The following is a 12,898-nucleotide window of genomic DNA, read 5'->3' as shown; positions in this document are numbered from 1 at the left end:
AGACGCCCACGAATGTGCAACCCTACGGCGTACCCGGCCGTGACCCGCACGGCCACCGCGGCCGCCCGTCGGTCCCGGACGGATCGGTGTGGCCGCTGGACGGGCCGGGTCAGGCGGGTCCGGGCGTGGTGGGGAGTCGGGCGTTCATCGCGGCCTCGGTGCTGGTGTAGGACGGCATGATGGTGCTCAGGCCGGTGAGATCGAGCAGGCGGGACAGGCGGTCGGGGACCGCGGCCAGGGTCAGGGAGCCGTTCGCGGCCGTCGCGCAGCGCATGATGCCGATCAGGGCGTTGAAGCCGGAGGAGTCGCAGAAGGTGATCCCGGTCAGGTCGAGGATCAGGTGCGGGTGTCCTCGGGCGATGACGTGCAGTGCCTCCCTGCGCAAGGCGGAAGCGGTCCGTGTGTCGATCTCCCCGCCGACGCGGAGGGCCGCCAGGCGTCCGTCGGTGTGGGTGGTGGTGAGAGTGAGAGTGAGATCGTCGGTCACGGGTCAGCGCTCCTGGTCGGCGCGGGCGGTGCCGACGGCGGGCGTGGCGAGGGTGCGGGCCGTGGATACGGCGGCTGTCTGCTCGGTGGCCGGGGCCAGGGGTACGGACAGCGCGAGCAGGGCGATGTCGTCACCGGGACCGGTGGGCAGGTCCGTGATGAGGGCGATGGTGTCCTCGATCAGGCGTCCGGCGTCCGGGGTGATGCGGGTGGTGAGGAAGGCGGCCACGCCTTCCTCACCCAGCATGGTCCCGTCGGGCAGGCGGGTCTCGGTGAGCCCGTCGGTGTAGAGCAGAAGGCCGTGGCCCGGGGCGAGGTGGAAGGTGTGGGCGGCGAACCGGGCGCCTTCCAGTGCACCCACAAGCATGCCTCCCCTGGGACGTACCCCGTTCACCGCCATCGCGCCGTCGTCCCCGTGCTGTATGTGGAAGGCGGGAGGATGGCCTCCCGTGGCCACGGTCACGGTGAAACCGCCGTCCGGCGCGGGCTGCAGGGTGCCGAAGACGCAGGTGCAGAACCGGCTGCCCATCGAGGGATCGAGCAGCAGGGCGCTGTTGAGGGTGTCGAGGACCTCGGTGGGATCGTCGTGGTGCTGGGCTGCCGCGCGCAGGGTGTAGCGGGTCAGCGAGGTGACGGCGGCGGCTTCGGCGCCCTTGCCGCACACGTCCCCGAGGAAGAACGCCCAGCGCTGTCCGCCCAGGGAGAAGACGTCGTAGAAGTCGCCGCCGACGTCCCGGGGCGAGTCGGTCTGGTAGTGGCAGGCCAGCTCCAGCCCCGGAACCGGCGGCAGCGCCGGAGGCAGCAGGGTGCGCTGGAGGGTGGTGGCGAACGCGGTGATCGCCTCCGTGTCCCGCTCGGCCCGCGCCCGCGCCTCCTCCTCCCCCCTGCGGCGTTCCTGCTCCTCGCGCAGCAGCCGCAGGCCCGAAAGCCGCAGCTCCATGGCGTCCAGGACCACCGCGGCCAGGTCGGCCAGTGTGGCGGTGTCGGCTTCGGTGACCAGACGCGGTCTGGTGTCCAGGATGTTGACCGTGCCCAGCCGGTGGCCGTCGACGGTGATGATCGGCGCCGCCGCGTAGAACCGGATCCCCAAAGGACCGGTGACCAGCGGGTTGGCGCGGGCGGTCGGATCGGTGAGGGTGTCGGGGATCACCAGCGCGTCGTCGCGCATGATCGCCGACCCGCACAGTCCTGGGTCCCGGCCGATCTGTTCGACCCCTTCCAGGCCGTGAATGGCCTTGAACCAGATCCGGTCGGCGTCGACGATCGTCACGCTGGCCACAGGGACGTCGAACAGGCGGGCGGCCATCGCCGCGACCCGGTCGAACGCCCCGTCGGGCGGCGTGTCGAGGATGTCGTAGCGGCGCACCGCCTCCATCCGTGCCGTCTCCACCTCGTCCGGCGTCACCCGCCTCAGCCGCGGTTCACCCGGCGAAACCTCAGGCGCACCTGCCATCGCTCAGCTCCTGTCTTCCGCGACGGAACCGGTCCCGGCGCCCAGTCCTCGACCACCGACCCTACGGCAGCGGGGGAACCCGCCTGCCGATGAGCTTTCACCGGTCGAGCCCGCGCCCGGTGCGGGAGCAGTGAGGCGCGGGCGACGCCCGTCCGGCGCAGTCGCGATGGCAGCGCGGCCGCCGCCCGGGGAGGGTGGGACATACCCGGCCGCGTACCGGCCTGCCCGATCACACTGCTCAAGGAGCGCTGTCATGTCCGAGCGCAACACCCTCATCCGGAGCCTGCACGACCTGGGGCTGGCCGCCTGGTTCGGCGGCTCGCTCATGGGCGCGATCGGCCTCAACGGCGCCGCGCACGACGCGGACGGCACACAGTCCACCACGGACCGGATCTCCGCGGCCGGGTGGGCGAAGTGGACGCCGGTCAACGCCGCCGCGATCGGCGCGCACCTGTTCGGGGGCGGCGGACTGCTGGCCGCGAACGCCCACCGTGTCGCCACCCAGCAGGGCGTGGGCGGCTCCACCGCGGCCAAGACCGTCGTCACCGCCGCCGCCCTGGCCGCCACCGCCTACGCCCGCGTCCTGGGCAAGAAGATCGAACTCGCCTCCTCCACAGACCCCGCCGACGCCGAGAAGGCACAGCAACACCCCGTCGACCTGGAAAAAGCACGGCGGCAACTGGCCTACGCCCAGTGGGCAGTCCCGGCGCTGACCGGATGCCTGGTGGTCCTCAACGCCCTGCACGGCGAACAGCAGCGCCCGACCGAGCAGATCCCCGGCATCTGGGAACGCGTCCACTCCACCACCCACCTCATGCACTAGCAAGAGACCTCGTGGCGCGGGGCCGGACGGCGCACGGCGACACTCCGCCCGGCCTCCCACCAGGCGGCGCACGGCGTGGCCGCCGCCGAGGGGACGCCTGTTTCCGGGACGTCGCGGAGCGGCTGCGGGCACCGTCGCCGGCATGAGCGGCCTCCCCCGCCCGGCATCCCCGCGACGTCTGCGTCCGCGGAGGTCAGCCCTCGGCTCGGCAGACGGGTGTCGAGACAGTCGTCGGGGTCAAGCGGGGCGGCGGACAGTATGAGGGCGGGGCGGGCGGCGAGACGGCTGCAATCGCTCCCCGTCCTGTCTGCCTTCCGCGTCCATCTGCCGCTACGGGGCGCCCATGGCCCTGACGCTCATGGGCCCGAGGACGTGGGAAAGCCCGGCGAGCACCGCGGCACGCCCTGCGGGCACGACCCCGCGGTCGTCACTGGGCCGTGCGTGCCGAAGCCGTCCTGGTCCGACCGCGACCCGGAGAGCCGACCATCGCTTCAGGGCGAGCGGGTGCGCCGCCGCGCCCTCGACGGGACCGCCCACCGGCACAGGCCGACCGCCTCGCGCAGGCACGGTCCGGCCAGCGGCCTGCCCTGTGGCCGCCCCGGCGCGGCTCGCGGGGTGCGCGATGCCGTGCACCCGCAGGCGGGCCTGTTGCTGGAGACGGCCGGGCCCACGGCGAGGTGGCCGGGGTCCCGCCACTGCCGGCCGTGGCGGACGAGCATCCGGGACAGAGCCTTGGTGCATCCGGCGGGCCGTCGACTCGGTGCTGGCAGGCGAGCGCTCACGGTTCCGAGTGGGACGGGGCAGGCCGGGAACCGTTCCCTGACGAACCCCTCGGCGGCGAAGGGGCCACGGGGCGAGCGAAGGGGAACGCGGATGTCGGTCGACCTGACGGGTTTCCTCGGGGTGGTGCTGGTGGCCTACGTGGTTCCCGGCCCCGACTTCCTCGTAGTGGTGCGCTCGGCCGCCGAGAACCCCGCCAAGGGACGGGCCGCGGCGTTGGGCGCCCAGACCGGGCTGTGCGTTCATATGCTCGCGGCTGTCGCGGGGCTGTCATTGATCGCCGCCCGCTCCCCCATGGTCTACGACGCCGTCAAGCTGCTCGGCGCGGCTTACCTGGTGTACCTCGGGATCCGGGCGGTTCGGGCCGCCAGGATGACCGCCCGCGAGCGCGGCGCCGAGACAGCGGCGGCAGACGGCCTGGAGGGGCCTGCCGCCGCCTCGGTGCCGGACGAGCCGGCTCGCGGCGGGTGGCGGCCCGGCTTCGTCGAGGGCCTGCTCACCAATGTGCTCAACCCGAAGGCGGCGCTGTTCTTTCTCAGCATCCTGCCGCAGTTCGTGCACGGCGGCGCCTCGGTCGCGCGGCAGATCCTCTTCCTCGGCGTCCTCGACGTCCTGATCGGCGTCGTCTACTGGTTCGCCCTCATCGCCGTTGCCTCGCGGCTGCGGGACCTCCTCGCCCGGCCGAAGATCCGCCACCGCTGGGAGTTGACAACCGGCTGGCTGTTCGTCGCCATCGGTGTCGGTGTCGCGGCCTCCTGAGACGGCGGGTGAGGAAGGCGCATAGGGGACCGGCTCGCCCGTGTCGGCGTCGACCAGTCTGCGTACTGCTCCCAACGATCCCTCCGCACAGAGGGATTGATGGACGGTTCACAAGGGACGGCTGTGAGGCCGACCAGATGAACGCAACGTACATGAGCAGGAAGTAAATCGACTCCGCCTGTCGGCCGTGTCGCCTGCCTCCGCGCTCATTCACGGACCGTCCCGACCCGATGCATCCGGGACCGTGCTCATGTACGTCACGTCAATCTGGTGCTGTCCAGGGATCATCGAACTCGTCGGCCCGATGCGCGCCCTCGACAGCCGGGCCGGCGAGGTCGTCCGGTGACCTCACAGAGCTGCCAGGGCTGTGTCGTCGTTCACTCCGAGCCGGCCTGGGGAGCGCCCGAACCATTGGGGGCCGTGGTCCTTCCCTCACAACCCTCACACAGCCCAAGCATGCAGAAGACCCCCAGGGCCGGACGAGTGTGGGGGCCGCCCTGGAGCCGTTCGCAGCGTCTGAGAGGGTGGGGACATGGATATCGTCCGCAGGAACAACGTCACGGTCACCGGAAACCCGCGGGGACGGGCGGTGGTGCTGGCCCACGGGTTCGGTTGCGACCAGAACATGTGGCGGCTGACGGTGCCTGCACTGGCTGCGGACTACCGGGTCGTGCTGTTCGACTACGTGGGATCGGGCCGCTCGGACCTGTCGGCGTTCTCGGAGGAACGTTACGCCTCCCTGGACGGCTACGCCCAGGACGTGGTCGAGGTCTGTGATGCGCTGGACCTGCGCGACGCGGTGTTCGTGGGCCACTCGGTCAGCGCGATGATCGGCGTGCTGGCCGCCGGCATGGCTCCCGAGCGCATCGGGGCTCTGGTGATGGTCGCCCCCTCCCCCAGGTACATCGACGACGAGGGGTACCGGGGCGGGTTCGGCGCCGAGGACATCGACGAACTGCTGGAATCGCTCGAGTCGAACTACCTGGGCTGGTCGGCAGCGATGGCGCCGGTGATCATGGGCAACCCGGAGCGGCCCGAACTCGGCGAGGAGCTGACGAACAGCTTCTGCGCCACCGACCCGGACATCGCCCGCGTCTTCGCCCGGACCACGTTCCTGTCGGACTCCAGGGACGATCTGAAGACCGTGCAGGTGCCGACACTGGTGCTGGAATGCACCCAGGACGTCATCGCTCCCCGCGAGGTCGGAGCCTTCGTCCACCGCGCGATACCCGGCTCGACGCTGGTCACCCTCGACGCCACCGGACACTGCCCGCACCTGTCCTCGCCGGAGGCGACCAACGAGGCGATCACCGCCTTCCTGGCGGGCCTGCGTTGATGTGCCGAAGCGGGCAGCAGCCCGATCCCTACAGCACGGACGGCGTGGAGAAATCGAATGCGGCGTTCACCGCGCTGCTGGAGGACAGCGCCGAGGAACTGTACGAGAACGCCCCGTGCGGGTATCTGTCCACGCTCATGGACGGCACCGTCGCGAAGATCAACGCCACGCTGCTGGGCTGGCTCGGTCTGGAGCGGGAAGCGGTGGTGGGCCGAATGCGGTTCACCGACTTCCTGACCGTGGGCGGCAAGCTGTACCACGAGACGCACTTCGCGCCGCTGCTGCGGATGCAGGGCGAGATCGGCGGCATCGCCCTGGAGATCAAACAGGCCGGCGGAGACCGGATGCAGGTGCTGGTCTCCTCCGCGGTCAAATACGGCGCCACCGGCGAACCCCTGCTGATCCGCACCACCGTCTTCGACGCCCGCGACCGCCGCGCCTACGAAGAGGAACTCCTGCGGGCCCGCAGGGCGGCCGAGGAAGCACGCCGGCAGGCGGAGGCCGACCGCGCCCGGCTCCAGGACGCCCTCGCCGTGCTCCAGCAGTCACTGCTGCCCGACACCCTGCCCTCGGCACCCGGGCTGGAGTCGGCCGCCCACTACCGGACCGCCTCCCCCGACCGGCTGGGCGGCGACTTCTACGACCTCTTCCGCCTCGACGGCACACGGTTCGCCTTCTTCCTCGGCGACGTGTGCGGCAAGGGGCCGCAAGCCGCCGCGGTCACCTCGCTCACCCGCTACACCCTGCGCGCCGCCGCCCTGCACGATCCCGACCCCGTATCCGCCCTGACCACCCTCAACAAGGTGCTCCACGAGCGGTACACCGGTGGCGACCCCCGCTACTGCACCGCCATATTCGGCGTCGTCGCACCCGACCCCACGACCGGACGAGCCACCGTCCGCCTCGCCTCAGGCGGGCACCTCCCCGCGCTCGTCCTGCGCGCCGACGGCACAGCCGACTTCCTGCCCACACCCGGCGGCCTGCTCGTCGGCGTACTGCCCGACGCACCCTTCACCGCCACCGACACCGTCCTCGACCCCGGCGACACCCTCCTGCTCTACACCGACGGCCTCACCGAAGCCCGCACCGGCGAAGACCGCACCGACCTGTACGGAGCAGAAGCGCTGCGCACCTTCGCCGCCCGCCACGCCGGCAAACCCGCACCCGCCGTCATCCAGGCCTTGGCCGAACTCCTGGACGACTTCGGCGACAAACTCGACGACGACACCGCCCTCCTCGCCCTCGGAACCCCCGCCCCCGCCCCCGCCCCTGACACCACGAAACTCGCCGAATGACCCCGCTCAAGATCACCACACGAGACGCCACAACCGGTCCCCTCCTGCACATCACCGGCGAACTCGATTACAACAGCGCCGCCGAACTACGCGACCTGCTCACCCGGCTCGCCATCAACCCCGGCCAACGCCTCATCCTGGACCTCGGCGGCATGGAGTTCTGCGACTCCAGCGGCCTCACCGCCCTCATCGCCGCGCGCAACATCGCCCACGCCGCCGGAGCCGACATCGCACTCGCCGCAGTCCCCGCCCCCACACTGCGCGTCCTGCACATGGTGGGCCTCGACCAGCTCTTCGCCCTCCACCCCGACAGCGACGCCGCCACGTCCTGACCCGGACCACAGGGCGGGCGGGGCAGGACTCGCGGGAAGTGATCGCTGCGCATCGAGAAGACCCAGCGCCCGTGCGGCAGACCACCGGACGAACGCCGGCTCACGCAGACGCGGACGGTTCGGACGGAACAGGCCTCGCCGCGCCGCCGCGGCCGAGCAGACGCGCTGGCATGACGTCGGCTTCGGCCAGTCTCAGCGGTTGCGGGCGCCCGGACCATCTCCGTAGGCCGGAGGTGATCCGCTCCCGCCGGGTCTCACCCTCGCCCGTCTCGGGTCCTTCCCGCCGACCTGGGCGATTGGTCGTCTCGGCCACCTCGGCCTCCTACCGGCGTCCGTACCTCGTCAGCGAGCTGAGGACGGTGCTCGCCAGCTGCAGAGCACGGCGCACCAGGTCGCCGCCCTAGGTGCTTGAGGTCTTCGACGGTCATGGTGTCCATGAGCGCGAACGCGCCGTCGATCTCCTCGTCCGGCACGTCCACCGGGGGCGGCAGGAGTTCGTCAGGTTACTGCCCGGTGAGGTTGGGGACGCGGATCTCGCGGCCAGCGCATGGAGTGCAGCACGAGAACGTCACCGCGCACCCGCAGCAGGCCGAGGCGTTCGCGCCCGCTCCAGGCGTACTTGGCGACGGCCGCCTTGCTGGAGCGGCCGAGCGCCTGGACGAGGAGTTTGTAGGGCTTGGCCGCGACCTGGAGGGCTGGAGGTGGTAGCCCTCGCCGATCTGGTTGGGGACGCGGGCCTGTTCCCTCTCGCAGTGGCGTTCCCGTGGCAGTGGGGGGGACGGAAGGCCGCGGCCCCGGAGGGCACGGGCGAGGTGGCGGCGGCCTCCGCGCCGGGGGCCAGGGGGGAGATTGCGGCGGGGGTGGCGGCGAGCAGGCCCAGCACGCCGGTCAGCGCAAGCACGAGAAGCCGGTGCCGTCCGAGGGCGCGCCGAAGTCTCAGGATCCGCAACAGATCGACCGACCTGCGCCGGATCGCCGGGATCGCGATCGCCCCGCCTCCGTCGGCGAAGACCTGGTGACGAGCGCCGGGGCGTGCCGTCAGAGCCGGCGCGCCGGGTCCGTCCTAGCGTTCCTGATCAGCGGCCGGTGCCGCGGCGTCCCTCGGTGCTCTCCCGCAGGACGAGCCGGTGCGGCACCCGCAGGTCGCGGGGCGGCCGGTCGGCGGTCGAGGCGTCGCTCTCCCCGGCCGTCCCCGACGCCTCGTCCATGCGGCGTTGCAGCAGGTCCACCGCGGTCTTGGCGACCGCCGCCTTGTCGGGTGCCACCGTGCTCAGCGTGGGGATGCTGAAGCGTCCGCCTTCGACGTCGTCGAAGCCGACGACGGCGACGTCCTCGGGCACGCGGAGGCCGTACTCGTGCAGGGTGCGCAACGCGCCCAGTGCCATCTGGTCGTTGAGGCACAGCAGTGCGTCGGGGCGGACGCCGTCGCGGAGGGCGCGGGCCACCGCCTCGGCGCCGTCGGGCGTGCGGAAGTACGCCACGCGCAGCAGGGCCGCCGGATCGAAGGCGATGCCCGCCTCGGCGAGGGCCGCGCGGTAGCCGCGTGTGCGGGCCTGGGCCGTGCCGTGGCCCGGCTCGTCGCGCCCGCCGACCACCAGGATCGTCCGGCGGCCGAGGCCGATCAGATGCTCGGTCGCCTCGCGCGCGGCCTTCTCGTTGTCGATGGCGACATGGTCCGCGCCCTCCTCCACCAGTTCGCCGAGGAGCACGGTCGGGGGCGCGCCGCGCGGGCGGTCGGTGAGGTCGTCGGCGGTCAGGGCGAGCGGGCTGAGGATGACGCCGTCGACGAAGGTGGAGCCGAACCCGGTGAGCGCCGCCAGTTCGTGAGCCCGGTCCGCGCCGGTCTGGTGGATGAGCACGGTCAGGGAGCGCTGTTCGGCTTCGCGGATGACGTGCCGGGCGAGCTCGGCGAAGTACGGGAGGTCCAGCTCGGGCAGGACCAGCGCGATGATGCCGGTGCGGCCCTTGCGCAGGTGACGGCCGGCCAGGTTCACCCGGTAGCCGAGGTGCTCTATCGCCTCCTGGACCGCGCGTCTGGTGCGGTCGGAGACATGGACGTAGTCGTTGATCACATTGGAGACCGTCTTCTCCGACACGCCCGCGTGCCGTGCGACGTCCTTGATGCTGGGTCGTGCCACCGCGCCCTCCCTGCCCCTCGCCGCCACCGAGTCTATGTCCCGTCCCGGTGGCACACCTGAAGGCAGGCCTCGCGGGCCCGGCACCCGGCTGTCAGCCGGTCGTACGGGACCTCTTTACAGCCAGATGTACATCGATGTAAAAACGCAGCGTCGCATCGCGTCACCCGCACTTCCCCACCCGCCCTGTGCAGTGATCCACACCCTCGCCCGTGGACCACCGCCAGCTCGTTCAGGCGTATCCGGCCGTCGAAAGGTCCGTGATGACTCTCCGACCCCCTGTCCCAGAAGCCGGGCGCTCGCCCGATCCCGCGCCCGGACTCTCCCGCCGCCGGCTGATGCGCAATGGCATGGCCGCGGCCGGTGCGCTGCTCGCCTCGGCACCGCTGTCCGGCTGCGCCACACCGGCCTCGGCCTCCGGCGCCTCCGCGCTGAGCGTCTGGGACCTGTTCCAGGGCGGCGACGGTCTGCTGATGGACGACATGATCAAGGCCGTCTCCAGTGGCCCGAGGGGCTTCGACATCGACCGGACGATCCTGGACTGGGGCCCGTCCTACTACACCAAGCTCGCCATGTCGGCCGCCGGAGGCCGCGCCTCCGACGTGGCCGTGCTCCATCTGTCCCGGCTGGCGGGCTACGCCCCCGGCGGCCTGCTCGACCCCTTCGACCTGGACCTGCTCGCCGAGTTCGGCGTGACCGAGCGGGACTTCACGCCGGCGGTCTGGTCGCGGACCCGGCACGACGGCATCGTGTACGCGATCCCGCTGGACGTGCACCCGTTCATCGTGTTCTACGACAAGGAGGCGGCGGACCGCGCCGGACTCCTCGACTCCGCCGGGGAACTCGCGCCCATGGGTTCGCCCGAGGCGTTTCTGGAGGCGGGCAGGGCGCTGGCCGAGGCCACCGGGAAGTCGGGCGTCCTGTTCGGCCATGTCACCGACACGGCGCAGAGCTGGCGCCAGTTCTCCGCTCTGTACGCGCAGACCGGCGCCTCGCTCTCCCTCCCTGACGGAGGGCCGCCGGAGATCGACGTCGAGGCCGCGGTCCGCGTCGTGACGTTCATGCAGCAGCTGTTCGACGGCCGCACCAACCCCAACAACCTCGACTACAACGGGGCGATGGCCGGCTTCCTCGGCGGTCGCGGCGGCATGATCATGGTGGGCGAATGGGAGCTGCCGACGCTGAAGGAGTCCGGCATCCCCCTCGGTGCAGCGTCCTTCCCCCAGGTCTTCGGCAAGCCGGCCGTCTACACCGACAGCCATGCCTTCGTCCTCCCGCACCAGGACGACCCCGATCCGGCACGGCGGCGCGAGGCCCACCGGTATGTCGCGGAGATCGTCAAGCGGAGCCTGACCTGGGCCACCGCCGGTCACATCCCGGCGTACCGACCGGTGCTGGAGGAACCGGAGTACGCCGCGCTCGATCCGCAGTCCTCGTACGCGGACGCCGCCGACGTGGCGGTCCTCGACCCGCCCAACTGGTTCACCGGGTCCGGGTCGAACTTCCAGAACCGGATGTGCCAGCCGCTGCAGTCGGCGCTGCTGGGCAACACCTCCGCCGAGAAGGCGGTGCGCCAGATGGTCCGCGAGGCGGACGCGCTGCTGCGGCTGCCCAACCCGGTGGCCTGACGAGGACAAGGAGCGTACACATGGCAACCACCGCACCCCCGGGGACGAAGGCGCCCGGCGACGCGAGCATCCGACGGCCGGGCGGCCGTCTCCGTACGGGCCGTGCCGGCATCACCGCCACATCGGGTTCGGGACTCGTCTTCGTCCTGCCGTTCCTGCTCGTCTTCGGCCTGTTCCTGGTGTGGCCCGTCGTGCACGGGCTCTGGATGAGCCTCACCGACACCTCTCTCGCCCTGCGCGAGACGGCGTTCGTCGGCTTCGACAATTACACCGAGGCGTTCGGTGACCCGGACGTGTGGAGCAGTCTCGGCAACACGCTGTTGTTCACCGCGATTTCGAGCGTCCCGCTGGTGCTGGTGTCGTTGGCCATGGCCCTGCTGGTGCACAGTGGGATCGCCGGGCAGTGGGCGTGGCGGCTGGCCTTCTTCGCGCCGTATCTGCTGCCGGTGACCGTGGTGACCCTCATCTGGGCGTGGCTCTACCAGCCGGACCTGGGCCTCGGCAACCAGCTGCTCGGCGCGCTCGGTCTCGAGCCCGTCGGCTGGCTCTCCGACGAGTCCGTGGCGATGTGGTCGATCGCCGCCCTCACCGTCTGGTGGACGATCGGTTTCAACTTCCTGCTCTACCTCGCCGCGCTGCAGTCCCTCCCGTCGACCTACGACGAGGCCGCCGCGCTGGACGGCGCCGGTGCCTGGCGACGGCTGTGGTCGATCACGCTGCCGCAGCTGCACAGGACCACCGCGCTGGTGGCGATGCTGCAGATCCTCGCCTCCCTCAAGGTGTTCGACCAGATCTACATCCTCACCAAGGGCGGCCCCAACGGCTCGACCCGCCCGATCCTGGAGTACGTCTACGACGTCGGCTTCACCGGCTACCGGCTCGGCTACGCCTCGGCCGTCTCATATCTCTTCTTCGCGCTCGTCATCGTCGTCTCGCTCGTGCAGCTCCGCATCTTCCGCCGGGAGGACTGACCGTGTCCGCCATCTCCACCACCTCGCGCCCACGGCCACCCCGCGAAGCGGCCGGCTCACCCCTCCTCCTCGGCCACGGCCGGTTGCCGCGCGTGCTGGCCGGGACCGCGCTCGTCGTCCTCGCGGCCGTCTGGCTGGTGCCCTTCGTGTGGGCGATCGCCACGTCCGTGCAGAGCGAACAGGACGTGGCCTCCCCCGGACTGTCTCCGTTCAAGGGCGCGTTCACGGCGGAGGCGTACCGGCAGATCCTGGAGCGCGGCAACGTCACCCTGTGGGCCTTCAACAGCTTCCTGATCGCGGCGCTGGTCACGGTGATCACGGTCGCCGTCTCCACACTCGCCGCGTACGGCTTCTCCCGCGGCACGTTCCGTGGCCGCCGGGCCCTGCTCGGTGTCACCGTCGCGGCCATCATGATCCCGCCGCAGCTGCTCGTGGTGCCGCTGTTCGAGCAGATGCTGCTGTTCGACCTGGTGGACACCTATACCGGGGTGATCCTGCCGCAGGTGGTCGCGCCCATGATGGTGTTCATCCTCAAGCGTTTCTTCGACGGCATCCCCCGGGAACTGCAGGACGCCGCCCGCATCGACGGCGCCTCGGAGTTCCGGGTGTTCCTGTCCGTGGTGCTGCCGCTGTCGCGCCCGATCGTGGCCGCCGTGGCGATCTTCGTGTTCATCGGGGCGTGGAACAACTTCCTGTGGCCCTTCATCGTCACCAACGACTCCGACCTGATGACCCTTCCGGTGGGCCTGGCCACCGTGAAGGACGCCTACGGCATCCAGTACGCGCAGTCCATGGCGTCCGCGTTGCTCGCCGCGCTGCCGCTGATCGTGGTGTTCCTCTTCTTCCAGCGACGCATCGTCGACTCCGTGGCCACCACCGGCCTCGGCGGTTCCTGACCTT

12 protein-coding genes are annotated in these 12,898 nt (G+C 71.2%); 8 read left to right on the top strand and 4 right to left on the bottom strand.

Annotation, left to right across the window (positions count from 1 at the left end; genetic code table 11):
* Positions 1-109: 109 nt before the first annotated feature.
* Positions 110-487 carry an STAS domain-containing protein gene (locus ACZ6KF_RS31065; protein WP_469179085.1) on the bottom strand — a complete coding sequence of 126 codons (378 nt, stop codon included), beginning with the start codon at positions 485-487 and terminating at the stop codon, positions 110-112.
* Between the two features lie 3 nt (positions 488-490).
* Positions 491-1,939: a PP2C family protein-serine/threonine phosphatase gene (locus tag ACZ6KF_RS31060; protein WP_469241395.1), complete on the bottom strand. Its 1,449-nt coding sequence runs from the start codon at positions 1,937-1,939 to the stop codon at positions 491-493.
* 253 nt (positions 1,940-2,192) lie between these two features.
* Between ACZ6KF_RS31060 and ACZ6KF_RS31055 the strand changes: the two genes are divergently transcribed.
* The 5 genes from ACZ6KF_RS31055 to ACZ6KF_RS31035 all read left to right on the top strand — a co-directional run bounded on the left by ACZ6KF_RS31055 (position 2,193) and on the right by ACZ6KF_RS31035 (position 7,264).
* Positions 2,193-2,762, top strand: coding sequence for a hypothetical protein (locus tag ACZ6KF_RS31055; RefSeq protein WP_469179089.1), 570 nt, complete (start codon positions 2,193-2,195; stop codon positions 2,760-2,762).
* An 873-nt stretch (positions 2,763-3,635) separates the two neighbouring features.
* Positions 3,636-4,301 carry a LysE family translocator gene (locus ACZ6KF_RS31050; protein WP_356635233.1) on the top strand — a complete coding sequence of 222 codons (666 nt, stop codon included), beginning with the start codon at positions 3,636-3,638 and terminating at the stop codon, positions 4,299-4,301.
* Positions 4,302-4,833: 532 nt separating this feature from the next.
* A complete protein-coding gene (locus ACZ6KF_RS31045) occupies positions 4,834-5,637 on the top strand; it encodes an alpha/beta fold hydrolase (protein WP_356635231.1) in 804 nt (267 codons plus the stop codon).
* Positions 5,637-6,932 (top strand): PP2C family protein-serine/threonine phosphatase, encoded by a 1,296-nt coding sequence (locus ACZ6KF_RS31040; RefSeq protein WP_469160376.1) that lies wholly within the window; start codon positions 5,637-5,639, stop codon positions 6,930-6,932. Before ACZ6KF_RS31045 ends, ACZ6KF_RS31040 begins: the two co-directional genes overlap by 1 nt.
* Positions 6,929-7,264 (top strand): STAS domain-containing protein, encoded by a 336-nt coding sequence (locus tag ACZ6KF_RS31035; RefSeq protein ID WP_469160377.1) that lies wholly within the window; start codon positions 6,929-6,931, stop codon positions 7,262-7,264. The genes ACZ6KF_RS31040 and ACZ6KF_RS31035 overlap by 4 nt, the downstream gene beginning before the upstream one ends.
* Before the next feature lie 498 nt (positions 7,265-7,762).
* On the opposite strand, the gene ACZ6KF_RS31030 is transcribed toward ACZ6KF_RS31035, so the two are convergent.
* Both ACZ6KF_RS31030 and ACZ6KF_RS31025 read right to left on the bottom strand, forming a co-directional pair.
* Positions 7,763-8,017 (bottom strand): Ku protein, encoded by a 255-nt coding sequence (locus tag ACZ6KF_RS31030; RefSeq protein WP_469241414.1) that lies wholly within the window; start codon positions 8,015-8,017, stop codon positions 7,763-7,765.
* Positions 8,018-8,340: 323 nt separating this feature from the next.
* The gene (locus tag ACZ6KF_RS31025) at positions 8,341-9,402 is read right to left on the bottom strand and encodes a LacI family DNA-binding transcriptional regulator (RefSeq protein WP_356635225.1); all 1,062 of its coding nucleotides are present in this window, start codon (positions 9,400-9,402) and stop codon (positions 8,341-8,343) included.
* Positions 9,403-9,662: 260 nt separating this feature from the next.
* Here ACZ6KF_RS31025 and ACZ6KF_RS31020 point away from each other — a divergent pair, with 260 nt between their 5' ends.
* From ACZ6KF_RS31020 to ACZ6KF_RS31010, 3 genes are read left to right on the top strand one after another with little or no spacing between them, the layout of a single operon-like run.
* A complete protein-coding gene (locus tag ACZ6KF_RS31020) occupies positions 9,663-11,027 on the top strand; it encodes an extracellular solute-binding protein (RefSeq protein WP_469160379.1) in 1,365 nt (454 codons plus the stop codon).
* 20 nt (positions 11,028-11,047) lie between these two features.
* On the top strand, positions 11,048-11,998 hold the full coding sequence (locus tag ACZ6KF_RS31015) for a carbohydrate ABC transporter permease (RefSeq protein WP_469160380.1): 951 nt from the start codon (positions 11,048-11,050) through the stop codon (positions 11,996-11,998).
* Positions 11,999-12,000: 2 nt separating this feature from the next.
* Positions 12,001-12,894: a carbohydrate ABC transporter permease gene (locus tag ACZ6KF_RS31010; RefSeq protein WP_469241393.1), complete on the top strand. Its 894-nt coding sequence runs from the start codon at positions 12,001-12,003 to the stop codon at positions 12,892-12,894.
* Positions 12,895-12,898 lie beyond the last annotated feature (4 nt).

The sequence above is a fragment of the Streptomyces sp. NPDC046379 genome, assembly GCF_055587785.1.
Note: the sequence above shows the minus strand (reverse complement) of the source record. Positions and strands in the feature narration are given on the sequence as shown.

What these genes read in the sequence shown, in the direction of transcription:
- ACZ6KF_RS31060 (WP_469241395.1), bottom strand. Translation starts at nt 1,939, where the DNA reads ATGGCAGGTGCGCCTGAGGTTTCGCCGGGTGAACCGCGGCTGAGGCGG.
- ACZ6KF_RS31055 (WP_469179089.1), top strand. Translation starts at nt 2,193, where the DNA reads ATGTCCGAGCGCAACACCCTCATCCGGAGCCTGCACGACCTGGGGCTG.
- ACZ6KF_RS31050 (WP_356635233.1), top strand. Translation starts at nt 3,636, where the DNA reads ATGTCGGTCGACCTGACGGGTTTCCTCGGGGTGGTGCTGGTGGCCTAC.
- ACZ6KF_RS31045 (WP_356635231.1), top strand. Translation starts at nt 4,834, where the DNA reads ATGGATATCGTCCGCAGGAACAACGTCACGGTCACCGGAAACCCGCGG.
- ACZ6KF_RS31040 (WP_469160376.1), top strand. Translation starts at nt 5,637, where the DNA reads ATGTGCCGAAGCGGGCAGCAGCCCGATCCCTACAGCACGGACGGCGTG.
- ACZ6KF_RS31035 (WP_469160377.1), top strand. Translation starts at nt 6,929, where the DNA reads ATGACCCCGCTCAAGATCACCACACGAGACGCCACAACCGGTCCCCTC.
- ACZ6KF_RS31020 (WP_469160379.1), top strand. Translation starts at nt 9,663, where the DNA reads ATGACTCTCCGACCCCCTGTCCCAGAAGCCGGGCGCTCGCCCGATCCC.
- ACZ6KF_RS31015 (WP_469160380.1), top strand. Translation starts at nt 11,048, where the DNA reads ATGGCAACCACCGCACCCCCGGGGACGAAGGCGCCCGGCGACGCGAGC.